Below are 24,086 nucleotides of genomic sequence, written 5' to 3'. Positions count from 1 at the left end.
GGTGATGCGCACGTAACGCCGCTACGGGTAGCGATGCAAGAGTTTTGGGCGGATAATGATCGGGGGATATGGGGCGGTGCGGGCGCGCGACGAGGGCGGTAGCTTTCCGCGTCCCCCTCCCGCGATGCCGATGACGCAGACCCGCCGCGCTCGATTCGATCCCACACTCGCCGCGCGCGTCGTGCGCACGGTGCCGCTGCGCTACGCCGACGGCGCGGACGCGGCGTTCGACCGCCCGGCGCACGTGCGCGCGGCGTCGGGGATCGTGCGCGTCGGCGGACGGATCGCGGTGGTGCAGGACGACGCCAACTTCATCGCCCTCGTCGACCCGGCGACCGGCCTCGCGACGGCGGTGACGCTCCCCGCGGGCGAGGGCGGCGCGCGCCAGTTCGACGACGAGCGCGGCAACAAGCGCTTCAAGCTGGACCTAGAGAGCTGCGTGGTGCTGCGGGATGGAGAGGGGGAGATGCTGGCCGCGTTCGGCTCCGGCTCCACCCCGCTGCGCGAGCGGATCGTCCTCGTCCGCGGACTGGACTCTCCCGAGCCGGAGCTCGAGATCGTGGACGCCTCCGAGCTCTACGCCCGCCTGCGCGCGGAGACGGCGTTCGCCGGGAGCGAGCTGAACGTCGAGGGCGCGGCGATCTTCCGCGGCACGCTGCGGCTCTTCAACCGCGGCAACGGCGCGCCGCGCGGCGATCTCCGCGGTGTGAACGCCACCTGCGACCTGGATCTTGCCACGCTCCTCGCCTCCCTCCGCGACCCCACGCTACCGCCGCCCGTGCCGCGCGGCGTCGTGCAGTACGAGCTGGGCGAGATCGCCGGCTTCCCGCTGACCTTCACCGACGCGGCCGTGCTCGGCGACGCGATCCTCTACACCGCCACCGCCGAGGACTCGCCCGACGCCACGCGCGACGGCCCCGTCGCCGGCAGCGCCATCGGCATCATCCGCGGCGACGAGGCGCGCTGGTGCGAGGCGAAGGACGGGGATGGCCGCCGCTACGCCGGCAAGATCGAAGGCATCCTCCCGCTCGAGCCCCACCGCGCCCTCGTCGTCGTCGACCGCGACGAGCCGGGCACGCCGTCTGAGTTGTCCGAGGTGGTGCTGGAGGGGGATGGCTGGCTGCTACGTTGCGTGACCTGAATTCTTCGAACGGGATCCAATCTGCTATCGGTGTACACTTGTGACGCTTGGCGTACGTTTGTACGTTTGTGCGTCGCCAGAATAGAGCCGTCCCGTCTGCTGCACTACCGCCCGGTATCGCGCGATTCAGGCCGGGTCGAAAGGGGCGACTCTCTCCAATCCGACTCTATGAACCGGCGATTTCATTGCCGCTCTGGTCGCAGAGACCGATGAGACAGGGGAAGCAGATGAGCAAGCGTGAATACATCGCCCGGCTGACTGCCGATCTGATTGTGCGGCAGGGACGCTACAAGGCGCAGATCGATACTCTCGCGCAGACAAAGCGCGAACTGCTCAGTCAGGTGACAGGCTCCCTGGCTCAGGCTCGACGGCGCGATCCGCTGTCTGGTGGATCCGTGCTGAGCCGGAGCGTGGGTTCGAACTGGACCATTCGGTCGAATGGCCATCCACTCAGCGTGCACGTCGACGGCTGAGCAAATTGGCCGACATGTTCAATCGTTGAACAAGCGGGGCGCCTCCAGGCTGGGGCGCCCCGCTACAGTTCGGGACCAGCCGTCTCCCTCACCCTTGCCCGCTGAACGGGTCGGTGCCGGGCGGGAGGGCGGGCGGCCTGGCCTCCTCGTCCTCCTGCCGCTTGGCCAGCGCGGCGGTGGCCAGCACGCCGCTAGCGCCCATCGAGTCCACGATGCTGCTGGGGATCACCATCATCCCGCCCTTCTGCTTCAGCCCCTCGTAGAGGATGTTCATCTGCCGCAGCTGCAGCGCGGTGGGGTTCTCCTCGTACGACTTCGAGGCCTCGGCGAACAGGTGCGCGATCTCCACCTCGGCCTGGCCCAGGATGATGCGCGCCTGCTTCTCGCGCGCGGCCTGCGCCTCGCGGCTCATGGCGTCCTGCAGCGCGGCGGGGATCACCACGTCGCGCATCTCCACGCTGTGCACCGTCACCCCCCACGGCGTGGAGCGCTGGTCGATCAGCGCCTGCAGCTCGGCCTCGATGCGCTCGCGGCCGCGCAGCAGCTCGGTCAGGCTGGTGCGGCCGATGATGTCGCGCAGCGCCGTCTGCGCCGCCCAGCTCACCGCCTGCACGTAGTCCTGCACCTCGAGCGCCGCCTTCTCGGGGTCGTGCACGGTCCAGAACAGCACCGCGTCCACGTTCACGGGCACCGTGTCGGCCGTCAGCGTCTGCTCGGCGCTGAAGCTGGTGGTGATGGTGCGCTGGTCGATCCACGCGGCGATGTTGTCCACGAACGGCACGATGGTGAACACGCCGGGGCCGCGCAGCCCCACGTAGCGCCCCATCCGCAGCACCACGGCGCGCTCCCACTGCCGGCCGATCTTGGGCGCCATGCTGGCGAACAGCCCCACCGCCGCGCCGGCGATGATGCCGATGGGGCTGTGCGCCACCACCGTGGCGGCCGCGCCCATGGCGGTGGGGATCAGCAGCCCCAGCGTGGCCAGGAAGTTCAGCCCTCCGCCCGACGAGCGCTGGGTGGGAAGGGCGGGAAGGTTGGTGGTGCCGGGGACCAGGTCGGTTCTAGGCGGCATCGGAGGATTCGCTCCTTCGTCGGCTGTCCAGGTGAATGATCACGTCGTCCAGCGAGAATCCCAGCGCGCTTGCCTCGCGCAGGAAGGTGTCCTCGAGCGCGGCCAGCTCGGCCAGCAGCTCCTCGCCGCGGATCTCGCCGGGCGACGCCTTCACTACGTGCCCCACCCCAGGGCGGGTTGCAAGCACCCCCTGCCGCACCAGCTCGGCGTAGGCGCGCGCGACGGCGTTGGCGCCTACCTTCAGCTCCACGGCCAGCTGCCGCACCGTGGGCAGCGGCTGCTCCGGGTCCAGCAGCCCCGCGCCGATGGCGGAGCGGATCGTGCGCACCAGCTGCACGTCGGCCGGCGTGGGGTCTGACGGATCGTAGTGGAACATGCCGATCGGGTGAGGGAGTCAGGAACACAGGTGTACATGCGCGTCCCTTGGCCTGTCAAGCAAAACCGGCGATCTCCGGCTGCGGATGATGTCCCGGCTGGAGATGCGCCTCCCGTGCGGCGTCGCCGCCGTGGGCGGAAGCTTCTCGTCGCGTTCGCCACGCTCGCCGTCCTGCTCGGGGGGATGTGGCTGCTGCGCGCGCCGATCCTCACCGGCGTGGCGCGCTTCCTCACCGTGCACGACCGGCTGCAGCGCGCCGACGCGATCTTCGTCTTCGGGGGAGATCCGGACGTGCGCCCGTTCGCCGCGGCCGCGCTCTACCGCCGCGGGTGGGCGCCGCGCGTGCTGGTGCCGGGAATGGAGACGGGCCGCCTGGCCGCGATGGGGATGGTGCCCACGCAGACCGAGCTCTTCACCGGCGTGCTGCACCGCGAGGGCGTCCCCGATTCCGCCGTCGCCGTGCTGCCGATGCCGGGCGGGACGGCGAGCACGACGGACGACGTGGCCGTGCTGCGCGCCTGGCTTCGCCGCACGGGCGCGCGCCGGGTGATCGTCGTCACCACCGACTACCACACCCGCCGCGCGCGCCGGGCTCTCCGCCGCGGCCTGAAGGGGATCGACGTCGAGGTGATGATGTACGGCACCCCCGCCCGCGGCTACGACGAGACGAACTGGTGGCGCACCGAGGCGGGGATGGTGGCGTACTTCAACGAATACCTGAAGTTCGCCCGCTACATCGTCGCGGGCGGATAGCAACTGGAGGAGGTGAATCGCGTGCCGGAGATGACCGAAGCGGAACTCGCCGAGATCGAATCGCGCTGCGCCCGGGCGTCTTCAGGCCCATGGCGTCCGATGATCGAAGGGCGCGACCACACGAGCGGGAGCAGTTTTCTCATGGCCGGCCCTGCCGACGCCCGCAACGACGACATCGAGCTCTCCGGCGCCACTCCCGCGGACTACGACTTCATCGCCCATGCGCGCCATGACTTGCCGCGGCTGCTGGAGGAGGTGCGGAGGCTTCGCGCCCTGCTCGCGGCCAGGCTTCGGTAGCGGGCTGATGGCGATGGCGCTCAACCAGATGAGCGGGCGAGCGTGACCCTGCGCCGCATCCGCTCGGCGCGCCCCGGGCTCTCGATCGAGATGTAGATCTCCGCCGCGCGCTCCTCCGCCTCTGCCCGCGTCGTCTCGTCGCCGGAAAGCGCCGCGATCACCGCCCGCTCCTCCTCGATCTCGGCACCCATCAGCAGATCCGTGCCCGTGAAGGCCTGACGGGCATGCTCCAGCTCGGTCCGCGCGCTCTCCAGGGCTCCCGAGCTCGCGGCGACCCTCGCCAGGACCATCGAGGCAGGTGCGACACCGATCCGCTGGCTCCGGCTCTCGAAGAACGCCTTCGCGCGGTGCGCGAGGCGAGCGGCGGCTTCCAGTCTTCCGCTCTGCGCCAGCATGGTCGCCTCGCTGATATCCAGGAAAGCCGTCTCGTGCACGTTGCGCTGGTGCCGCCGCGCGGTCTCGAAGTCGCGCTGGGCCTCGGGATACATCTCCAGGTCGCTGTACGTCCGCGCTGTTCCCCAGAAGATGGTCGAGATCACCCGCGAGCTCCGCTGCGCACGGGCGAGCATGAGCGCGCGCGCATAGTGCGGGAGCGCCTCGGCTCCGCGGAAACGCAGCAGCTCCACGTGGCCGAGGTTGGCGAACGCGAACGATAGCGTGGCATCGTCCTTTGCCAGGTTCGACATCCACTCCACGCGGCGGAACAGGGTCTCCGCCTCGGCGAAGGAGCTCTGGCGCATCGCGAGGATGCCCTGGAAGTTGACGAAGCGCCGGTGCAGCCGGTCGTTCCCGCGATCCTCGAACACCGGCGTGAGCTCGCGCACCAGCGCCCGCGCCGCCTCTGTCTCGAAGGTATAGAGGTACCCATTGAGCAGGAGCACGCCGAGCTCGGGCTCGTCCAGCACCTCCTCGCGGGGAAGTGCTTCGAGCATCGCCCGGAGCTCCTCCGTCTTCGCCTGGTGCTCAAGATCCCACGCCCGGAGCAGGAGCAGGGTGCGGCGGTCCAGCCGCTCGGCGGCGGAGGAAGCACTCATCCGCGCACCCCACGGTTCGGGCCCAGCAGGGCGTACAGCCCCTTGCGGCTGATTCCCAGCATCCCCGCAGCCCTGGTCTTGTTGCCACCGCACGCCTCCACCGCGGCGCGCGCTGCCGCCACTTCGATCTGCGCGAGCGTTGCGGGGAAGGGGAGAACGCCGCGCGCGGCATCCACGCCCTCGTCACCGAGGGCCAGATGTTCGGCGTGGACGGTGCCCTGGCCGAGGATGACGGCGCGCTCGACGGCGTTGCGCAGTTCGCGGATGTTGCCGGGCCAGGGGTGGCGGCGGAGATGCGCGCGGACCTCGGCGCTCAGGCCGCGGAAGGGCATCCCGTACTCCTCGGAGAAGCGGCGGGCGAAGTGCTCGGCCAGCAGCTCCACGTCGTCGCCGCGCTCGCGGAGCGGGGGCAGGCGCAACGGCACCACGTTCAGGCGGTAGAACAGGTCGCGGCGGAAGGCGCCGTCGCGGACGCGGGCGTTCAGGTCCACGTGCGTGGCGGCCAGGATACGCACGTCCAGCGGCATCGAGGCGACGCTCCCGAGCCGCCGCGTCGTCTTCGTCTCCAGCACGCGCAGCAGCTTCACCTGCAGCTCCAGCGGAAGGTCGCCGATCTCGTCGAGGAAGAGCGTGCCGCCGTTGGCCACCTCGAACAGCCCGGGCTTGGGGTGGCGCGCGTCGGTGAAGGCGCCGCGCTCGTAGCCGAACAGCTCCGCCTCGAGCAGGCTGGCCGGCACCGCCGCGCAGTTCAGCTCCACGAACGGCTTGCCGGCGCGCGGTCCGTTGTAGTGGATGGTCTGTGCCAGCAGGTCCTTTCCCGTCCCCGTCTCGCCGGTGATCAGCACGGTGGCCGAGCCGGCGGGGATCACCCGCGCGGCGCGGTCCAGCACCTCGCGCAGCGCCGGGCTGTTCCCCAGCATCCGCGAGAAGTCGTAGTGCCGGCGCTCCTCCTCGGCCTGCGCGCGGGCGGACGCCTCGGCGCGCGCGGCCTCCACCCGCTGCTGCAGCCAGGCGCGCAGCGCGGGAAGGTCGTCGGGAAGCGCGAAGTAGTCGGCCGCGCCGGCGCGGATCACCTCCAGCACGGCGCGATACTCGGTGCACGCGCCGACCACCGCCGCGGCGGGAGATCCCGCGGGGAGCTCGGCGAGCGCCAGTGCCGCCTGCCGCTCGCAGCCGGCGGCGGAGACCACCAGCGCCGCGGCCTGCGCCAGCGCTTCGGCGGCGGGCGCGCGCTCGACGACGGCGTCCGCGTCCAGCGTCTCCGCCAGCGTGGGCCAGAGCGTGGAGAAGGAGTCGCTCAACGCGAGGATGAACAGGCGTGGAATCATCAGGCTCCAGATGGGTGGCCGGCACCCGAACCTTAATGGCCGAACCGGAGTGCGCGCTACCCGCCAGCTGTCGAGAGCACTGGGATCGTCACCGCGGGAGACGGAGTGTTACCGCAGGCAACATAGGCGTTCGGCGGTTGGGAGATGGCGAAAGCGGCGGGATTCCTGTCGCGATGCGGCTTTTTGTGAGCGGGGATGATCGCCGGGTCGCGGGCGCACGGCTTGCCCCTCTTCATGGGCACAACCGACAGTGATCCGGTAGCCGGGGCGGGACGTGGAGCTCAGACACGAACTCTGTGCCTCTCCCCCCGATCCACGCCGCCGTCCGCAGTGCCGCCTCCCCACACGTCCGCGCGCCTGCCCCGGGACCGGTCACCCTTCGTCAACCGCCGTCGAACGGCAGCTGAACAGGCATCGAACCGATATCACCCGGGAAGACGGGCAGCCGATCCGGCCGGCGGCACATCTGCCGTGGGTACGGGTCGCTCGTGCGCCGGTGTGGCGGGTGGATGTGAGAAACAAGATCGTCGATCCCCTCGTCGAGATTTCCGGATCGGGTAGGACCCGGCGGGAGCCGTGATCGAAATCCGTCGGCATTGACGCTTTCTGCGCCCGATCCGTATCCTACGCTGACCCGCCGGTCCGCTTCTCCCGCCCCGCGCCTCCCCCACCCGCCGATGGATCCCCGCGAGAAGCCCGCACGGCTCGACGACCAATCCGCCCCTCGGCCGAATCCGCTCGAGGGGATGGAGCCGACGGAGCTCGTCCCCGTCACCGAGACGCCCACGCCGGCGGGCGAGGCGGAGGGCGCGGAGACGCTGGAGTGCCCGTTCTGCGGCAGCCGCCTGGCCGTGGCGGGGCAGTGCGCGCTCTGCGGGTGGCGGATCACGCTCCCGCCCTCCGCGGCCATCGAGGCGCTGCAAAAGAACGCGCGCCTGGGCTACATCCTGCAGGCGGTGTCGATGGTGTGCGGGTGCAGCTCGATCTTCGGGGTGATGGTGGCGTACGCGCACCGGCGCGAGGCGCGCGGCACCTGGCTGGAAACCCACTACGAGTGGCAGATCGAGACCTTCTGGAAGACCTTCGGGATGGGGATCGTGGCCATGATCCTGGGCTCGATGGGAACCGCGCTGCTCGGTGCCGGCCTGATCGGCCGCCTTCCCGGGATGCTGGCCCTGGCCGCCATGGCGGCGTGGTTCGCCCACCGCGTGGTGAAGGGGTGGACGCGCCTGTCCGACGGCGACCCGGTGACCGACTACTGAGCGCCGCCGCCGCTACAGCTTCCCAGGCGCAGGGTGCGCATGGCGGCCTTGCGGCGCTGGTCCATGCTGGCGGTGTCGAGGGCGTGCACGGCTGCCTCGGTCAGGCCGTCGGCGGGGTCGTAGCCCAGGCTGGCCAGCAGCTCGCGGACGTAGTCTTCCTCCAGGCCGCGTCCCTTCAGCTGCTCGGCGATCTCATCGTCCGTCATCGCGGTTTCCCTTCTTTATCTGCCGGGTTGGAGCTTTGTCGTTCGCACGCGCTTTACCCGCCGCCCATGCGGGTTGCGTGCCGGAAAAGGAGCAGGGGCGCGCCGCCGCGGCGCGCCCCTGCGTCCGTCGATCTGGAGCCCGCGGTCAGTGCGCGGCGCGCTCCCCGGTCTGGTGCGGCACGTCCGCCATCATCCTGCGGATGGGGATGACCAGCAGCCCCAGGATCACCGCCGCGCCGAACAGGCCGGCGGTGGTGTAGGTGAACAGCCCCGGCATCGCCTCGAGCTTCTCCGGGTCCACGTGCCCGCCCACCAGCCCGCCGATCAGGTTGCCGACCGCCGAGGCCAGGAACCAGATCCCCATCATCTGCCCCACGTACTTGCGCGGCGACAGCTTGGTCATCGACGACAGGCCCACCGGGCTCAGGCAGAGCTCGCCCACGGTCTGGAAGAAGTAGCTTCCCACCAGCCACATCGCCGACACCTTCAGCGCGCCGTTGCTCCCCACCACCGCGTTGGCTGCGGGGATCATCAGCGCGAAGCCCACGCCGGCGAAGGCCAGCCCCAGCGCGAACTTGGCCGGGCTCGACAGGTCGCCGCGGCGGCGGGCCAGCGACACCCAGAGCGCGGCGAACGCCGGCGCCAGCAGGATGATGAAGGCCGAGTTGATGGACTGGAACCAGGTGGCCGGCACCTCGAACCCGGCGATGTTGCGGTCGGTGAAGTCCTTGGCGAACAGGTTCAGCGAGGTGGGCGCCTGCTCGAACGCGCTCCAGAAGATGGCGGCGAACAGGAACAGCACCACGATCACCGCCACGCGCCGCTTCTCGCTGCCGTTCAGCCCGCCGAAGGCGAACACGTAGGCGAAGAAGGCCAGCGCAAGCCCCACCAGCACGTACGCCATGTTCTTGCCGATGGCCTGCGCGTCGGGCACGTACACGCCGGTGATCCCAAGCGCGAACACGAGCGCCACCACGCCCACCACCGCGGCCACCGCGAGCTTGACCGTGCGCTCCTGGCGCGCCTGCACCACCGGGTCGGGGTGGCGCGTGGGCTCGGTGCCGATGTCGCCCAGGGTGGCGCGCGAGCGCAGCGTGAACCACATCAGCCCGAAGAACATCCCCACGCCGGCCGCGCCGAAGCCCAGGTGCCATCCCACCTTCTCGCCCAGGAAGCCGGTGATCAGCTGCCCCGCGAAGGCGCCCAGATTGATCCCCATGTAGAAGATCGAGAAGCCCGCGTCGCGCCGCGCGCCGCCCTCGGGGTACAGGTCGCCCACGATGGCCGAGATGTTCGGCTTGAGCAGGCCGGTGCCGAACACGATCAGGATCAGGCCCAGGAAGAAGAACGCCTTCCCCGCCGTCCCCTGCCCCGCGAAGCCGGAGAGGCCGATGGACAGGTGCCCCGAGGTGATGAGCACCGCCCCGGTCATGATCGCCCGGCGGAGGCCCAGCAGCCGGTCGGCGATCCACCCGCCGGGGAGCGAGGCCAGGTACACGCAGGCGCCGTAGATCCCCACGATGGCCGAGGCCTGCCCGCGGTCGAACCCGAAGCCGCCCTGGGCCAGCGCCGCGGCCATGAACAGCACCAGCAGCGGGCGCAGCCCGTAGTACGAGAACCGCTCCCACATCTCCGTGAAGAAGAGCGTGGAGAGGCCCTGCGGATGGCCGAAGAACGACCGGTCGTCCGACGGCGGGCGCGGGGGAACGTAGGCCGCCTGCCGCTCGGCCACGGCCGACGCCGATCCGGCGGAGTACTCCCGGGGAGGCTTGCTTGCCATGGGGTGCTCGGGGTGAAGGTGTGCCGCCGGGCCGCGGAATGGGCGGGCGCCGGCCGTTTCGTTGCTGCCTGGGACCGCGCGAATCCGGCGCGGATTCAGAGCGGCGCTCTGCGGGGGTATGCGCGGAAAGCGCGCCCATCATACGCTCGTGGCGCGCGTCCCGCCATATTGCGCCACCCGCCGCCAGAGCGCATCGTCTCCGGCCTTGCGGGCGCCGCCACGCGGGCGCGCGCCGCCGCACCGGGCCACGGCTACCGCGCATGTCCCCTCAAAGTTCCGTCCCCACAGCAAGTTCCGTGACCAGCGGGTCGCTCTTCCGTGACGAGCTGGCCGCCGCGCTCGACGCGGCCGCCGCCGCGGGCGCGCTGATCGCCGCGCGCACCGGAGCGGACCGCGTGCGAGAGAAGCAGCGCGCCGATCTCGTCACCGAGGTGGACGAAGCGGCCGAGCGGCTCATCCTCTCCCGCCTCCGCGCGCGCTTCCCCGCCGACGCGGTCGTCGGCGAGGAGTCCGCGTCGGCCGCCGTCACCCGGGGGAGACGGTGGATCGTCGATCCGGTGGACGGCACCACCAACTTCGTCCATGGCCATCCCTTCGTCGCCGTCAGCATCGCGCTGGTGGACGACGAGGGGCCGGCGGTGGGCGTAGTGGCCGCGCCGGTGCTGGGGGAGACCTTCCACGCTGTGCGCGGCGGCGGCGCGTTCGTGAACGGCCACCCGATGCGCGTCAGCGCCGTCGCCGAGTTCGGGCGCTCGCTGCTGGCCACGGGGTTCCCGTTCAAGCAGGGGAAGGGAGATCTCGACCAGTACATGCTCTTGGTGGCCGACGCGGTGCGGCGGACGCAGGACGTGCGGCGCGCGGGGAGCGCCGCGCTGGACCTGGCGTTCACCGCCGCTGGGCGCGTGGAGGGATTCTTCGAGATCGGGCTGGCGCCGTGGGACGTGGCCGCGGGGATCCTGCTCGTCACCGAGGCCGGCGGCCGCATCACCGGCTGGCCGGGAGACGCGGAGCCGCCGCTGGCGACGGGGCGCATCCTCGCCAGCAACGGCCGCATCCACGGCGAGCTGGAGGCGCTGGCGGGGCGGTGGGTGGAGCGGATCGGGGGATGAAGTGCGAGGGTGCGAGAGTGCGAAAGTGGATGATGATGATGATGACTCCTCGGCCGCCACGGGTTACTCTCGCACCTTCGCACCTTCGCACCTTCGCACCTTCGCACCTTCGCACCTTCGCACCTTCGCACCTTCGCACTCTCGCACCTTCGCACTTTGGCACTCCCCGCGATAGCTTCCCGCGCATGCCGATCCTCGAGTCCGTCTACGCTGCGGGGGTGCGTGCGCTGCGTCCCGCGCTGCCGCTCCTCGCGCGCGGCGAGGGCAAGCTCGCGCGCGGGATTCGCGGGCGCGGCGGCGTGGTGGAGCGCATGGAGGCGTGGGCGCGCGAGCACCGCGATCCCGCGCGGCCGCTGGCCTGGTTCCATGCGCCCAGCGTCGGCGAGGGGCACCAGGCGCGCGCCGTGATCCAGGCGTTCCGCGCCCGCCGACCGGACGCGCAGGTCGCCTACACCTTCTTCTCCCCCTCCGCCGAGGCGTTCGCGCAGACGGTCGGCGCCGACTTCGCCGACTACCTCCCCCTCGACGCGGCGGACGACGTGCGGCGGGCGCTGGATGCGCTCAGGCCCGCCGTCCTCGCGTTCTCCAAGTACGACGTGTGGCCCGTGCTCACGCGCGAGGCGGCCGCGCGCGGCGTGCGGATGCTGCTGCTGAGCGCCACCCTTCCCGCGCGCGCCGGGCGCCTGCGCGGGCCGGCGCGCGCGCTTCTCGCCCCCGCATACGCCCGCCTCGACGCCGTCGCCGCGATCTCGGGCGAGGACGCGGAGCGGTTCGGGCGCCTCGGCGTCCCCCCGGAACGGCGCAGCGTGATGGGCGACGCGCGCTTCGACCAGGTGTGGCAGCGCGCGCACGCCGCCGACCGCGCGTCGCCGCTGCTGGCGCCGTTCGCGAAGTTCGACGGGATCACGCTCGTTGCCGGGTCGACGTGGCCGGAGGACGAGAAGCACCTCCTTCCCGCCGTCGCGGCGCTGCGCGGGCGGGGTGGGGGGATGCGGCTGATCCTCGTCCCACACGAGCCGACCGACGCGCATCTCTCGTCCTCCGAGAAGCGGCTGGATGCGCTCGGGCTCGCGCACGCACGGCTGTCGGCGCTCGACGCGCACGCGATCCCGGCCGTGGTGATCGTCGACCGCGTGGGGGTGCTGGGGGATCTGTACGCGCTGGCGGACGTGGCGTACGTGGGCGGCGGATTCGGCGCGGCGGGACTGCACTCGGTGCTGGAGCCGGCGGCGTTCGGCGCGCCCGTGCTCTTCGGCCCGCACCACGCCAACGCGCGCGAGGCCGGCGAGCTGGTCGCCGCCGGCGGCGCGTTCGAGGCCACGGGCGCGGCCGACCTCGAGCGCATCCTCGGCGGAGTGGCGGACGTGTACGAGGTCCGCGCGCGCGCCGGCACCCTCGCGCGCGCCTACGTCCAGGCGCGTCTCGGCGCGGCTTTGCGCGGCGCCGAGCTGGTCGAGCGGATGATCGGGCAGTAAGGACGAATCGAGTTGCAGAGCGACATATGTTTCTACAGATTTGATAGGATTCGTCTCACTTTCGTCTTCATCTCCCGATGCGCGACGCGTTTCTCCTGATCGGCCTGCTGGCGCTGGCCGGCTGCGACTCCGGCACCGCCCCGCGCGACGCGGCCGTGGCGGGCAAGTGGCTGTACCGCGGGCAGGTGGGCTACTGCACCATCAACGCGGTCCTGCGCGTGCGGCAGGACGGCTCCACCGTCACGGCCACCGTGCCGCCGCTTGCCGCGGGGTGCTACTCTCCGTTCGGCATCTTCGAGCTCCCCGCGGATCCGTCCATCACCCTGAGCGGGCGCGTGGATGGCGACAGCATCACCTTCACGCTGGACGCGTGGGGATCGCGGCTGGTGCACACCGCCGCCGTCTCCGGCGACAGCATGAGCGGCACGGTGACGGGCGCGGACTGGCTTCCCACGCACTCGGGGCCCGACGGGACCTTCGGCGCGCGCCGCTACACCACCGAGGTGCTCCCCGACCGCTTCCAGCTCGTCCTGAGCGGCGCGGTGAACGACACCATCGAGGGCTCGGCCGACGGCACCCAGTTCGGTGTGCAGTTCTACTACGACGACATCACGGGCGCGGGCGGGTTGACCAAGAACCTGAACGTGGGCGGCTTCCCGCTCGTCCCCGGCACGTACCGGGTGTACGACCGCACCGTGCAGCGCGACTCGGTGGCCGGCGGGGTGACGTACCGCGGCGCCTTTTACCGTTTCCGCGACGGCACCGCCACCATCGCCAGCGCCACCGACGGAGCCTTCCGCGGCACGCTCGACGCCACCGCCTACCTCCCCGCCGACCCCAACCAGACGGTGCAGGTGCGCGGCGGCTTCTACCCGCACTACTACATCCAGCAGTAGCCGGAATCGGCTTCGTCACACTTTGGCGATGCTGTTAGGGCAGATGCTGGTTGAGCATCCAGGTCAACTCGATATGACTCCCACCACACGCGGTGTACGTATTAGATTGAGTCAGCAAGGAGGATTCAGATGAGCGAAGTGATCCCCGTGACTTTGACCGACGAGATTGGCGCGCAGGTGGACGCGATCTCGTCGGCCGAGGGTGTCACGAAAAGCGAGTTGATCCAGCGGGCGGTTGAATCCTATGTGTTCATCCGCCGCTTTCGCGCGCTGCGTCGGGAAGCCATGCGGCAGCTCGAGGAGCGTGGCATCCGCCTTACGGACGAAGACGTGTTCCGCATGGTGACGTGAGGATCGAGCAGGCTAATACCAGCTGCCGCATTTGATTGTGCATTCTGATCGGATGTCATTCCGAGCGGCGCCGCTGCTCTGAAGCTTCAAATCGCGCTGATGCCAGGCGGCGCCCGAGGAATCTGTGGTGTGCGTCGGAGCGACAGGCGGCCTGTGGCTCGGAAGCCGGCCACAGATTCCTCAGGCGCCACGGCTACGGCACGGAGGCCAGGGCGGCGCAGCGCCTTCGGAATGACATTCCGTCCTCCAATGCACAGTCGATCCTGGGATCCAGTATTACTTCACGTATGAAAAGCGGCGGCCCGCCTCCCAATCGGGAGGCGGGCCGTCGTCTATCCGCCTTCGGTGTCCACCTCGGCCGGGCCGAAGACCGGCGGAGGCTGCTCCGGGATGGCCGTGGCCGGCGGCGGCTGGGCCCGCTCGGAGGCCGAGGGGCCGTCCGCCGCCTCCTGCTCCGTGCCGCCGCCTCCCGGCGGGGGCTGTCCCGAGGTGGTCGCGGGCGGCGCCGGCTCGGCCTGTGTCGCGCGCCCGTCGTCTTCCTGCGTGCCGCCGCCTCCCGGCGGGGGCGTGGGCGGAGGCTGCCCCGACGGCGTCGAGGGCTCCGCCGGCTTCGGCTGCGCGGGGTTCGCGCGCCGCGGCTGCGGGTGCGGCCGCTGCCTGGGCCGCCCGTATTCCCATCTCCTGTGCAGATCCACCGTCGTCTGCCGCTGCGCGCGGAAGAGGCCGCGCACCAGCGGGTCGCGCAGCACCGGCTCGTTGGCCGCGCGCAGCGTCAGCGTGGGCGAGACCTGCCATTCGATCGACGCGCCCAACTGCGGCTGCCCGAAGATGTCGGCCACCTCGAGGTTGGCGTAGAGGTTCGACACCACCTCCTTGCCGATCTCGATGGTCAGCTGGCTCAGGAAGTCGAGCCCGAAGCCGCCCCCGCCGGCGCCCGTGGCGGCCACGCCGGTCGCCGCCCGCGTCCGCACGCGCACGTAGTCCACCGCGCCGGTGCGCACCAGCGCGTTCTCGAGCTGCGCCGCCAGTAGGTTGCCCACGAACTGCTCCACCGCGGCGCTGCTCAGCAGCTCGCTGCTCAGGAACCCGCCCTGCCCGCCGGTGCCGCCCAGCAGCAGCAGCGAGATCAGCTCGGTCTGCGACAGCGGCTGGCGGTTGTTGGTGGTCAGCTCCACGCGCGGCTCCTGCATCGTCCCCGCCACGTGCACCAGCACGCTCACCGGCTGCTCGGCCCGCCCGCCGCGCACCTCGTACGCCGCGGTGATGTCGAGCGACGGGTTGATCTCGGGCGTGCCGTAGAAGCGCACCACCCCCTGCTGGATGTCGAACTGGCGGCGGATGGGGCCCAGCTCCAGCGTGTAGCTGCCGCGCACCGCGTCGAGCTCGCCGAAGATCAGGTTGGTGGCGCCCGGCCGGTCGATCTCCAGGTTGCCGCGGATCTGGATGCGCGCGTCGGGCGACTGCAGCCACACGCTCTCGCCGACCTGCACCTGCAGGTGCTGCGGGATCAGCCCCGCGAGGATGGCCTGGCTGGTGGTGGGCACGGCGATGGAGTCGGCCCCCAGCGCGCCCACGTCGGCGTTGAGGATGTCGACCTCGCCCGGCGTGTTGAGCGAGGGGATGTAGAGGGTGCCGTCCTCGATCCGCACCGTTCCCGTCACCACGATGCGGGGGACGCGGCCGGAGAGCCGGACCCGCGCGTTGGCCTGGATCTCGGCCACGTCGGGGTTGTCGGCCACCTGGAAGTCGTCCATCCACAGCGCCAGGTCCACCCGCGGGTGCGCGCCGTCGTCGAGCAGCACGGTGCCGTTCACGAACGCGCGCCCGTCGCGGCCGGTGTGGGCGGAGACGGAGTCGACGCGCACCGTGTCGCCGTGCATCGACAGGCGGCCGTTGATCTGGTCCCACCGCGCGCCGAGCGCCACGATGGTCATCGCGCCGTTCTCCAGCGTGGCGTCGCCGTTCACCGTGGGCCGCGCCGGGGTGCCGGCCACCACCACGCGCGCCCGCATCGTCCCCTGCCCGTTCTCCAGGTACGCGGGCATGCTCTGCGTGACCAGCGCCAGCGGCACCGAGTCGGCGGTGATGGTGGCGGTGAGCGGCTGGTCGCGCAGGATCTCGAAGCCGGGGACGATCCCGCCCAGCGACAGGCGCATGGGGATGCTGGCCTGGGCGCGCACCACCTCGTGCCCGCCCACGCGCACGCCGCCGTCCACCGCCATCCGGTTCGGCGCGTAGTTGGCCTTGATCTGCAGCGAGTCGGAGCGCACCCCGCCGTACACCAGCGAGTCCACGCGGGCGTCGATGGTCAGCCGGGGGTCGTTCACCTGCCCGTGGATCTCGGCGTCCAGCGCCAGCCGCCCCTGCGCCTCGGGAACGGTGGGGAAGATGCGGCGCAGCTCGGCCAGGTCGATCCCCTCCATGTGCAGCCGGAAGTCGGCGTTGCCGCGCGGCGGCAGCACCCCGTCGGCGGCGATGGAGCCGCCCGGGCCGGGGCCCGTCCGCCGCAGCAGCAGGTCTTCCACCACCAGCCCCTGCGTCTCGTTCCAGGCGATGCGCGCGCGCTGCGCCAGCCGCCAGTCGGTCCCCGCGATCCTCAGCCCCAGGTTGTCGAGCACCGCGCCGCGCACCGCCAGCCCGTCCAGCTCCAGCGTTCCCGACGCGGTGAGGTCGGTCTGCGGGTCGCGCCGCGCGGAAAGGCCGAACGACGCGCGGTCGGGCGTCATGTTGGCCTCCAGCCTCAGGGCGAGGAGCTTCATCGTCCCCGCCTGCAGCTGCGTTCCCTCCAGCCGCGTGTTCCCCGTCCACCCGCGCGGCCCCTTCACCCCCGCGAAGGTGAAGGTGAGCGTGCCGGCGGCGTACGTCCCGTAGCGGAAGTTGCGGGCGGAGCCCGACGCGCCGATCGACGGGTTGCGCACCGTGCCGCTCATCGTCCCCTGCATGGCGATGGCGCCCTCCATCTCCGGCAGCGTGTCGGCGCCGGGGAGGAACTGCCGCAGCTGCGCCAGATTCGGAGCGGTGAGCGAGAAGGAGAGCGGTCCGGCGTTGCGCGTGAGCCCGATCGACCCGCGCGCCTCGGCGCGGAAGCCGCGGCCGGCGAAGAGGAGCGTGTCCACGCGCAGCACGCCGTCGGCCGCAACGATGTTCATCGTCCCCGCGGTCAGCGCGATCCCGCCGACGGTCGATCCCGGCGCGGCGTTGAAGGCCACGCGCCCCTGGAAGGTCTCGGGCGTCGTCCCCCGCCCCTCCAGCAGCAGCGTGCCCGTCAGCCGCGTGCGCGGGAACGAGGCCAGGCCGGGAAGCGCGCTCAGGTCCAGCCCGGCCACCTGTCCGCGGATGGAGTAGGTGGGAACGGTCCCCGGCTGGTACCAGCCGTTCAGCGCGAACATCCCCTGCGGGCCGCGCAGGTCCACGTCGAAGCGGTACGGCTGCCGCCCCCCGCCCGAGAGGCGGATCGGGCCGCTCACCGGGCCGGGAAGGAGCGTCGGCCGGCCGAGGAGCACGCCGAGCTGGAAGTTGTCCACGCGGCCGGCCACGTCGAACTGCATCGGCCCGCCGCCCGGCCGGCGGATGTTGCCTGCGAGGTTGAACCGTCCCGCCGCCTGGGTGAGGTCCACCGCGAAGCGGAAGTCCTCCGTGCTCCCCCGCGCCGAGAAGGTGCCCGACACTTCCCGCGCCGCCGCCTCGGGCGCGTTGGCCACCAGCGCGCTGGCGCGGAACGCCGTCACCCGCCCGCTGACGTCGAAGGTGGGAACGCGCCCGCCCAGGCCGAGCGTTCCCCGCGCGGCCAGCGCGCCGGCGCTGCCGTTCAGGTCGAAGTCGAAGGCGATCTGCTCCGCCGTCCCCGACAGATGGATGGGGCCGGAGAGCGTGGCCGAGCGGAAGGGCAGCGAGGGGAAGAGCCGCGTGAGCGTGGCCAGCGCCAGCGGGTCCGCGCGCGCGGAAAGGTCGAAGCGCAGCTTCGGATCCATCGACACGGTGGCGGAGATCGCGCGCAGCCGCGTCTCGGGCGCGCCGCCCACGGTGTACGCCAGGTCGCCGCCCTCGATGCGGAAGCGCTTCATCGTCCCCGTCACCGTGGCGCCGCCGCGGATCACCCCGCGCAGCAGGTCGTTGTCGGGGAAGAGGGGGCGCAGCGTGGCCAGGTCGAGGGGATCGGCGTCCACGCGCACGCCGTCGAAGCGCAGCCCCTCGGCCCCGCCGAAGCGGACGAGTCCCCGCGCGGTGATGGACGAGGCCGGCGCGTCCACCGACGAGCGGGGAACGATGGACGAGGCCAGGTCGATGCGCAGCGCGCCGCCGCGGCCGCCCGTCACCTCGTCGACCGAGGTGATGGTGCCGCGCACCTCGCCGGCGAACTGCATCCTGTCGACGAACCCCAGCCGCTCCAGGTCCACCAGCCGCAGCGGCTCCAGCACCAGCCGCGTGTCGGTGAACACCGGCTCCTGCCCCGGCGCGGTGACGGCCGTCAGCCGCCCCGACGCACGCGAGTCGAGCACCGCCACCTGCGCGTCGGTCACCGTCCACCGGGTGCGGTTCCCCGAGAGCGTCTCCACCGCCAGCCCGAAGCGCGCGATCCCCTCGCGGGGGACGGCGAAGCCCATCCCGTACAGGTCGCGGAAGTCCAGCGGCGCCGCGCGGAGGCGCAGGTCGTAGCGGGGCGATGCGCCGGAGAGGTTCACCAGCCCCTCGCCGGCGAAGCGCGAGTAGGGCGTGCGGAACTCGCGGATGTCGAAGCGCAGGTTCTGCGCGGCGTCCTGGTCCAGCCACCCCGCCAGCGCCTCGATGCGCGTGTCGGGGTTGGTCACCGCCGCGTCCAGCGACCCGATCTCCACCCGCCATCCCCCCTCGCCCTTCACGCGGACGAGGGCGAGGTTGGCGTCGAGGTCGCGCAGGGTGTGCACGGCCAGCCAGCGTCCGGCCACGCGCACCCGCTCGGGGGTGCGGCCGGGGACGTACCTCGGCTGGGGCCCCGGGGGCGGCGCCGTGGTCGGGGTGACGATGCGCGCGCGGCCGTCGACCAGGCGGATGCCGCGGAAGTCGAAGGTGCGCCCCTTCGGCTGCTCGCCCGCCACGCCGCGCACGGGACGGCCCCCCGCCTCCACGGCGAAGATCTGCAGCGCGTTCCACTCGCCGTTGCGGTCCTGCGACAGCCGCAGGTCGGGGCGGATCACCTCGCCCTGGTCGAAGACGATGGGGCCGGTGCCGTTCAGCGTGCGGGTGACCAGCCGCGCGCGGGCCACCGGCGCGGCGATGATGGTGTCGCGGTTGCGGTCCAGGAACGCCACGTCGCGCAGCGCGATGCGCAGCGTGCCGTCGGGCTCCACGTCCTCCAGCTCGAACGCCTCCTCCGGCAGCCCCAGTGTGATGCGCACGCGCTCCTCGATCACCCGCGTGCGCGCGCGCTGCACGAACAGGAATACGAACAGCGCCGCCACCACGAACCCCGCGAGCGCTCCCAGCAGCAGGAGGCCCACGCGGTCCAGGCGGAAGCGGCGGCGGGCGGCCATCTCAGAAGGTCTGGCCGATGGAGATGTGCAGCGTCAGCCGCTTCAGGAAGCCGCGGCCGCGCTCCGGCTTGAAGTTGGGGTCGAGCAGCCCCACGATGTCGCCCGAGGGGCCGATCAGGTACAGCGGCCCGCGGGGGAGGGGATAGGGGTTGTAGGCCACGTCGATGCGCACCGGCCCCACCGGCGTGGCGATGCGTCCGCCCACGCCGGGGGTGAAGCGCAGCGGCGGGGAGATCAGCGTGCTGTCGGCCGGGTCCCACACGCGCCCCGCGTCCACGAAGCCGGCCAGGCGCACCTGGTATCCCATCACCCGCATCGGCGCGGTCAGCTCCACCGTTCCCACCACGATCTTTCGCCCGCCGGTGGCCGAGAGCACGGTGTCGGCCTCGGGCTGGCGCACGCCGCCGATCTCCACCGAGTCGGTCCCCTGTCGCATGGTGTAGACCACCGGCCCCAGCTCGTTGCGCCGGAAGCCGCGCACGGTGGTGGCCCCGCCGCCGTAGAACAGCTTCTGCGGGGGGATGAAGCCGCTGCTCGAGTCCAGCAGCCCCTCCAGGAAGGTGCCCCCCATCAGCCGGAACTGCAGCACCAGCCCGTTGCCGATGGGCTGGTAGATGCTCCCGTCGCCCTGCGCGCGGAGATAGCGGTCTTCCGAGCCCAGCCAGGTGCTGGCCAGGTCGCTCCCCACGCGGAACTGGTAGCCGCCGGTGGGGAAGGGGTCGAGCCGCACGCGCGAGCGCACCACCCCGGCGGAGAGCGAGTTGCTCCAGCGGGGGCTCCGCAGCGTGTCGATGTTCGCGGGGGTGCAGACCTCGTAGACCACGCAGAAGAAGATGTCGTGCGCGTTGGTCGACCCCCGCTCCACCGTGTAGGTGGTGGAGAACACCGTCCCCGGCCCCAGGTCGCGCACCAGCCCCAGCTGCCCGCCGCGGTCCTTGCGGAGGTACAGGCCGAGCTCGGAGATCTGCTCGGCGTACGCGGTCAGCGTCACGCTGTTGCGCGTGCCGAACAGCCGCGGCTGCAGGAAGTCCGCCGCCAGCCGGTAGTTCAGCGCACCGGCGATCACCGTGTCGACGGGATCGGAGAGCGAGTCCAGCTCGAAGGCCCGGCACAGGATCGAGCGGTCGAGCCCCGCGTCCAGCGCCCCGCCCACGCCCACCTTGGCCACGGTGGCGGTCAGGGTGAGCCGGCGCGCGGCGCCCAGGAAGTTGCGGTCGGTGTGCTGGATGCCGCCGCGGAAGCAGTCCAGCGTGCCGTAGCCGAGCGAGGCGTCCACCGCGTACTTCGGCGCCTCGGCGATGCGGACCAGGACCGTGCTGCCGATGCTGTCGGCCGCCAGCTCGGCCGAGTCGGGCGTCACCTGCAGCGACTCGGGCGCCACCTCCACCGTGGCGTAGCGCACCAGCTCCACCTCGTACAGGTTGCGCTGGCTGCGGATCAGGTCGCGGGAGCGCAGCGAGTCGCCCTCGCGGAAGGTCAGCTGCCGCCGGGCGGTGCGCTCGCGGATGCGGTCCAGCCCGTCGAACAGGATCGTGTCCACCGTCACCAGCGGCCCCGGCGCGGCCTCCAGGTTCACGTCGGCCACGTCGGCGATGGTGTCGATCTGGTAGTTGCGCAGCACCTGCGCGTACGCGTGCCCCGCGTCGAGCAGCGCGTTGCGGGTGGAGTCGACCGAGGCCAGGAAGTCGTTGCGGCGGAAGGGTTCGCCCGGCTTCAGGGGGATGCGGCGCAGCAGCCGCGCGGTGTCGATCACCCCCTCGGCGCCGGAGATGGCCAGCCCGCGCAGCGTCACCCGGTCGCCGGGGAACACGGTGAAGCGCACGTCCACCTCGTCGCCGGGGACCTCGTCCACCGTGGGCACCACGCGCGTGCCGTAGTAGCCGTTGTCGCGGAAGACCAGGTCGATGCGCACCACGTCGCGCCCCAGCACCTGCATGTCCAGCCGGTGCTGCTCCTGGCGCGAGACCAGGGGGAGGCAGACGGGGAGGAAGAGCGTCTTGCAGCGCGAGGGGCGCGTGGCGATCACCCGCATCAGCGAGTCGCGCGGCACCGTCTGCAGGTCGCCGGTGAGGGTGACCGCGTGGATCTCGCGCCCCTCGAACTGCTGCAGCTGGGGAAAGGGCCCGCCCGGGCGGGTGCCGGAGCCGGCGCAGGCGGACAGTGCCCCGTGCGCGCACAGCAGTGCCGCCGCGCGGAAGCAGGCCGTCCGGATGGGGGTGCCGCGCGCGGAGCGTGCGAGCATCGGGTGTGGCTCGGGTTGTCGGGGCAAAGCCGCGGCGCCTCCGCGGACCAGCGTCCGTGGAACGGCGGGCGGGGAATCTACACCGGTGCGGCGGCGGGTCAAAACGCCCGGCGACGCGGCAAACGCACGTTCGCCGCGCATCCGCCGTGCCAGCGTTTTTCGGGAAAGTTGCAGCCGCGGGCCGGCGGCGGGTTCTCACGCCGGACGCGCATCTCCCACGCGCCGCCGCGAGCCTGGAACGGAACGGCCTCGCGCGGAGGCGCGGAGACGCGGAGAAAAGATGGAGGGCGATGAGTTCTCCGCGGTCCTCCCCGCCTCGGCGTGAGACTCATCCTTCGATGAATCGGGACACGAAAAAGCGGCCCCCGCGCGATGCGGAGGCCGCTCATCTGTTCTCGACGGCGGACATCGCGTGTCCACCGCCGGGAGGGTCCCGTCAACCCACCTTGAGCAGCTTCGCCAGCTCTTCGGGCGAGAGCTCGCTGCCGCTGCGGGTGCCCATGCGGCGCCCGCGGCTGGTGCGGTCGGCCTTCTGCTGCTGGATGGTGGGCGGCAGCTCCACCACCGTCTGCGCCTCCTCGCCGCCTTCCGCCACCTCGGCGGTCGCGGCCGCCGAGTGGAAGCTGAAGCCGGGGACGTGCACGCGGGGGATGCGGTGCCCGAGCAGGTGCTCCACCGCCGCCACGTCGCCGATCTCGCCGCCCGACATGAAGGTGATGGCCACGCCCTTCTCGCCCGCGCGCGCCGTGCGGCCCACGCGGTGCACGTACCCCTCGGGGTCCTTGGGCGCGTCGAAGTTGATCACGTGGCTGATCCCCTCCACGTCGATCCCGCGCTGCGCCACGTCGGTGGCGATCAGCACCTTCACGTGCCGCTCGCGGAACGCCTCCAGCGCGCGCACGCGCTGGGTCATGTTCCGGTCGCTGTGCATCACCTCCACCTGCATCCCGCCGCGGGTCAGCTGGCTGGCCAGGCGGTCGGCGCCGAACTTGGTGCGCACGAACACCAGCGCGCTCTCCACCTCGGGCTGGTTGAGGATCTTCTCCAGCAGCTCCGGCTTCTGCCGCCCCTCCACGGGATAGACGAACTGCTCCACGCCCTCGGCGGTGGTCACCTTCGGCGCCGCCTCCACCGTGACGGGGTCGCGCAGCATCTCGTAGGCGAGCGACTTCACCGCGTTGGGCATCGTCGCGCTGAAGAACAGCGTCTGCCGCACCTTCGGCACCCGCCGCAGGATCTGGTCGATCTGCGGCTTGAAGCCCATGTCCAGCATCCGGTCGGCCTCGTCGAGGACGAGGACCTCCACCTGGCCCAGGTCGACGTTCGCCCGCTCCATGTGGTCGATCAGGCGCCCCGGCGTGGCCACGAGGATCTCGACGCCGGCGCGGAGGTCGCGCAGGTCCTTGTCCAGGGGCACGCCGCCGTACACCACGCCCACGAACATCTCCGTGTGCTTCGCGTAGTCCTTCGCGCTGTCGGCCACCTGGATGGCCAGCTCGCGCGTGGGGCACACGACCAGCGCGCGCAGCCCTTCCTTGCCGCGCAGGCGGTGCAGGGTGGGAAGCATGAAGGCCGCCGTCTTGCCGGTGCCCGTGGGCGCCCGGCCCAGCACGTCGCGCCCCTCGAGGGCGGCGGGGATGGCCTGCTGCTGGATGGGGGTGGGGATTTCGTAACCGAGCTCGGTCACGTTTCGCACCAGCTCCGGTGCGAGGTTCAGCTCATCGAATCGCATTCTGTCCTTTGTGTGCCCGGGCTCAAGGTTCCGGGTCCGCTGTGGTCGGCGCGCGGCGGCCGTTCCGCCCTTTCGCGTATGCTCGCGCCTGGTGAGTTTCGCGCATCGTGCGCAGCCTGCATCCGCTGCCGGCGCGGGCGGCCGCTCCCTCCTGCGGGTGGCCGCGTCGCATCCGTTTCCGGCACCGGCCGGGATGCAAACCTTGTAATTTAAGCAATTTCGAAGATTTACGCCACCTGCGGCCACAAAAACGAGGCGCGGACGCCGGAGCGTCCCCGCCTCGTCATCCTTCCGCACGGACTGAACGAGTCAGCGGAACTTCCCGTCGGGCCAGCCGCGGTAGGTCATGCAGCTCTTGCGCGCGCCGCCGTCCTGCGAGAGCGAGTCGCAGCGCGCCTTGTCCGCCTCGTAGCGCTGGCGCCGCGGGTCGGGCGGCGCCTGCCCGCACGCGCCGATGCCGAGCGCGACGACGAGCAGCGTGGTGGTGAGCGATCGGGTGGGCATCCGTGGAGTCCGTCGCGTGGGTTCGAGGAGCACATCCCTGCAGGACAATCTACACGACGAAGGCGCTTCGCAAGAATCTGCCGACGGAGCTCGTCTGGACGACACTCCGACGGGAATGCCGATGGGGATCGGGAAGCGTGTGAAAGCGGTCCAACGGCAGGCCGCCGTCAACGTCCTGCGCGTCCGCATCTCGCAAGACCGGATGGATCATGGGGATGCCGCCGAGGGCGTGAGAAACGCGTCATAAGAGGGTGCAATGTTTTCCGAAATTCCACCGTACCCGATGAAAACCGAAAGCTAGTAATTATAACGATTTAGGTTGTGAAAAACTTCTCAAATAAAAACCCTTGACCCAACCGTGCCACGCCTGTATCATTGGCTCCAGAGTGCAGCGCGACGGTCATCACGGGGACGCCCGGGAGCCGCGCCGGTGAACCGACGAGGGGATCTGGCACATGCGGAAAAGGCCTGAGATGCTGCGCCTGGCCGGTGGGACTGATCGGAGGGCTGAAACGTAGGTCGTTGTTGCTGCGCTGCGTCGGCGG

The 24,086-nt window shown here is 71.4% G+C and carries 19 protein-coding genes; 9 read left to right on the top strand and 10 right to left on the bottom strand.

All coding sequences use genetic code 11. The features are described 5' to 3' along the window. Positions 1-130: 130 nt before the first annotated feature. Positions 131-1,141: a hypothetical protein gene (locus VF092_15040; GenBank protein HEX6748611.1), complete on the top strand. Its 1,011-nt coding sequence runs from the start codon at positions 131-133 to the stop codon at positions 1,139-1,141. Positions 1,142-1,368: 227 nt separating this feature from the next. Beyond that, complete coding sequence (locus tag VF092_15035; GenBank protein ID HEX6748610.1) at positions 1,369-1,614, top strand: hypothetical protein; 246 nt, start codon at positions 1,369-1,371, stop codon at positions 1,612-1,614. Positions 1,615-1,702: 88 nt separating this feature from the next. Here the strand turns inward: VF092_15035 and VF092_15030 are convergent, their stop codons facing one another. Then, positions 1,703-2,686 carry a slipin family protein gene (locus VF092_15030; GenBank protein HEX6748609.1) on the bottom strand — a complete coding sequence of 328 codons (984 nt, stop codon included), beginning with the start codon at positions 2,684-2,686 and terminating at the stop codon, positions 1,703-1,705. Next, positions 2,676-3,062: a GntR family transcriptional regulator gene (locus VF092_15025; GenBank protein ID HEX6748608.1), complete on the bottom strand. Its 387-nt coding sequence runs from the start codon at positions 3,060-3,062 to the stop codon at positions 2,676-2,678. The genes VF092_15030 and VF092_15025 overlap by 11 nt, the downstream gene beginning before the upstream one ends. A gap of 114 nt (positions 3,063-3,176) precedes the next feature. On the opposite strand from VF092_15025, the gene VF092_15020 reads away from it, so the two are divergent. Together VF092_15020 and VF092_15015 are read left to right on the top strand one after the other, a co-directional pair. Further along, positions 3,177-3,815, top strand: a complete 639-nt coding sequence (locus tag VF092_15020; protein ID HEX6748607.1) for an ElyC/SanA/YdcF family protein — start codon at positions 3,177-3,179, stop codon at positions 3,813-3,815. Positions 3,816-3,836: 21 nt separating this feature from the next. Beyond that, positions 3,837-4,112 carry a hypothetical protein gene (locus VF092_15015; protein HEX6748606.1) on the top strand — a complete coding sequence of 92 codons (276 nt, stop codon included), beginning with the start codon at positions 3,837-3,839 and terminating at the stop codon, positions 4,110-4,112. Positions 4,113-4,132: 20 nt separating this feature from the next. On the opposite strand, the gene VF092_15010 is transcribed toward VF092_15015, so the two are convergent. Together VF092_15010 and VF092_15005 are read right to left on the bottom strand one after the other, a co-directional pair. Next, a complete protein-coding gene (locus VF092_15010; protein HEX6748605.1) occupies positions 4,133-5,017 on the bottom strand; it encodes a hypothetical protein in 885 nt (294 codons plus the stop codon). A 125-nt stretch (positions 5,018-5,142) separates the two neighbouring features. Next, positions 5,143-6,474 (bottom strand): sigma-54 dependent transcriptional regulator, encoded by a 1,332-nt coding sequence (locus VF092_15005; GenBank protein ID HEX6748604.1) that lies wholly within the window; start codon positions 6,472-6,474, stop codon positions 5,143-5,145. A 677-nt stretch (positions 6,475-7,151) separates the two neighbouring features. Between VF092_15005 and VF092_15000 the strand changes: the two genes are divergently transcribed. Next, a complete protein-coding gene (locus VF092_15000; GenBank protein HEX6748603.1) occupies positions 7,152-7,736 on the top strand; it encodes a hypothetical protein in 585 nt (194 codons plus the stop codon). Here VF092_15000 and VF092_14995 read toward each other — a convergent pair. Then, positions 7,730-7,942 (bottom strand): hypothetical protein, encoded by a 213-nt coding sequence (locus tag VF092_14995; GenBank protein ID HEX6748602.1) that lies wholly within the window; start codon positions 7,940-7,942, stop codon positions 7,730-7,732. The two genes, VF092_15000 and VF092_14995, sit on opposite strands and share 7 nt — an antisense overlap. A 145-nt stretch (positions 7,943-8,087) precedes the next feature. After that, the gene (locus VF092_14990) at positions 8,088-9,722 is read right to left on the bottom strand and encodes a peptide MFS transporter (protein ID HEX6748601.1); all 1,635 of its coding nucleotides are present in this window, start codon (positions 9,720-9,722) and stop codon (positions 8,088-8,090) included. 296 nt (positions 9,723-10,018) lie between these two features. Here VF092_14990 and VF092_14985 point away from each other — a divergent pair, with 296 nt between their 5' ends. The 4 genes from VF092_14985 to VF092_14970 all read left to right on the top strand — a co-directional run bounded on the left by VF092_14985 (position 10,019) and on the right by VF092_14970 (position 13,553). Then, on the top strand, positions 10,019-10,831 hold the full coding sequence (locus tag VF092_14985) for an inositol monophosphatase family protein (GenBank protein HEX6748600.1): 813 nt from the start codon (positions 10,019-10,021) through the stop codon (positions 10,829-10,831). Positions 10,832-11,016: 185 nt separating this feature from the next. Beyond that, a complete protein-coding gene (locus VF092_14980; GenBank protein ID HEX6748599.1) occupies positions 11,017-12,306 on the top strand; it encodes a glycosyltransferase N-terminal domain-containing protein in 1,290 nt (429 codons plus the stop codon). 77 nt (positions 12,307-12,383) lie between these two features. Then, on the top strand, positions 12,384-13,202 hold the full coding sequence (locus tag VF092_14975; GenBank protein HEX6748598.1) for a hypothetical protein: 819 nt from the start codon (positions 12,384-12,386) through the stop codon (positions 13,200-13,202). A gap of 129 nt (positions 13,203-13,331) precedes the next feature. After that, positions 13,332-13,553 (top strand): hypothetical protein, encoded by a 222-nt coding sequence (locus VF092_14970; GenBank protein ID HEX6748597.1) that lies wholly within the window; start codon positions 13,332-13,334, stop codon positions 13,551-13,553. 332 nt (positions 13,554-13,885) lie between these two features. Here VF092_14970 and VF092_14965 read toward each other — a convergent pair whose 3' ends face one another. The 4 genes from VF092_14965 to VF092_14950 all read right to left on the bottom strand — a co-directional run bounded on the left by VF092_14965 (position 13,886) and on the right by VF092_14950 (position 23,541). Further along, positions 13,886-19,063, bottom strand: a complete 5,178-nt coding sequence (locus VF092_14965) for a translocation/assembly module TamB domain-containing protein (protein ID HEX6748596.1) — start codon at positions 19,061-19,063, stop codon at positions 13,886-13,888. Position 19,064: 1 nt separating this feature from the next. Beyond that, positions 19,065-21,305, bottom strand: a complete 2,241-nt coding sequence (locus VF092_14960; GenBank protein HEX6748595.1) for a BamA/TamA family outer membrane protein — start codon at positions 21,303-21,305, stop codon at positions 19,065-19,067. A 436-nt stretch (positions 21,306-21,741) separates the two neighbouring features. Next, the gene (locus VF092_14955) at positions 21,742-23,037 is read right to left on the bottom strand and encodes a DEAD/DEAH box helicase (protein ID HEX6748594.1); all 1,296 of its coding nucleotides are present in this window, start codon (positions 23,035-23,037) and stop codon (positions 21,742-21,744) included. A 309-nt stretch (positions 23,038-23,346) separates the two neighbouring features. Further along, a complete protein-coding gene (locus tag VF092_14950) occupies positions 23,347-23,541 on the bottom strand; it encodes a hypothetical protein (GenBank protein HEX6748593.1) in 195 nt (64 codons plus the stop codon). Between the last annotated feature and the right edge of the window lie 545 nt (positions 23,542-24,086).

Origin of the sequence: Longimicrobium sp. (genome assembly GCA_036377595.1) — a bacterium.
Taxonomy (GTDB): domain Bacteria; phylum Gemmatimonadota; class Gemmatimonadetes; order Longimicrobiales; family Longimicrobiaceae; genus Longimicrobium.
This window is presented reverse-complemented; position numbering and strand designations above follow the sequence as displayed.

Coding starts and splice junctions, on each gene's coding strand:
- VF092_15040 (HEX6748611.1), top strand. CDS start 131: ATGACGCAGACCCGCCGCGCTCGATTCGATCCCACACTCGCCGCGCGC.
- VF092_15035 (HEX6748610.1), top strand. CDS start 1,369: ATGAGCAAGCGTGAATACATCGCCCGGCTGACTGCCGATCTGATTGTG.
- VF092_15030 (HEX6748609.1), bottom strand. CDS start 2,686: ATGCCGCCTAGAACCGACCTGGTCCCCGGCACCACCAACCTTCCCGCC.
- VF092_15025 (HEX6748608.1), bottom strand. CDS start 3,062: ATGTTCCACTACGATCCGTCAGACCCCACGCCGGCCGACGTGCAGCTG.
- VF092_15005 (HEX6748604.1), bottom strand. CDS start 6,474: ATGATTCCACGCCTGTTCATCCTCGCGTTGAGCGACTCCTTCTCCACG.
- VF092_15000 (HEX6748603.1), top strand. CDS start 7,152: ATGGATCCCCGCGAGAAGCCCGCACGGCTCGACGACCAATCCGCCCCT.
- VF092_14995 (HEX6748602.1), bottom strand. CDS start 7,942: ATGACGGACGATGAGATCGCCGAGCAGCTGAAGGGACGCGGCCTGGAG.
- VF092_14990 (HEX6748601.1), bottom strand. CDS start 9,722: ATGGCAAGCAAGCCTCCCCGGGAGTACTCCGCCGGATCGGCGTCGGCC.
- VF092_14980 (HEX6748599.1), top strand. CDS start 11,017: ATGCCGATCCTCGAGTCCGTCTACGCTGCGGGGGTGCGTGCGCTGCGT.
- VF092_14975 (HEX6748598.1), top strand. CDS start 12,384: ATGCGCGACGCGTTTCTCCTGATCGGCCTGCTGGCGCTGGCCGGCTGC.
- VF092_14970 (HEX6748597.1), top strand. CDS start 13,332: ATGAGCGAAGTGATCCCCGTGACTTTGACCGACGAGATTGGCGCGCAG.
- VF092_14965 (HEX6748596.1), bottom strand. CDS start 19,063: ATGGCCGCCCGCCGCCGCTTCCGCCTGGACCGCGTGGGCCTCCTGCTG.
- VF092_14960 (HEX6748595.1), bottom strand. CDS start 21,305: ATGCTCGCACGCTCCGCGCGCGGCACCCCCATCCGGACGGCCTGCTTC.
- VF092_14955 (HEX6748594.1), bottom strand. CDS start 23,037: ATGCGATTCGATGAGCTGAACCTCGCACCGGAGCTGGTGCGAAACGTG.
- VF092_14950 (HEX6748593.1), bottom strand. CDS start 23,541: ATGCCCACCCGATCGCTCACCACCACGCTGCTCGTCGTCGCGCTCGGC.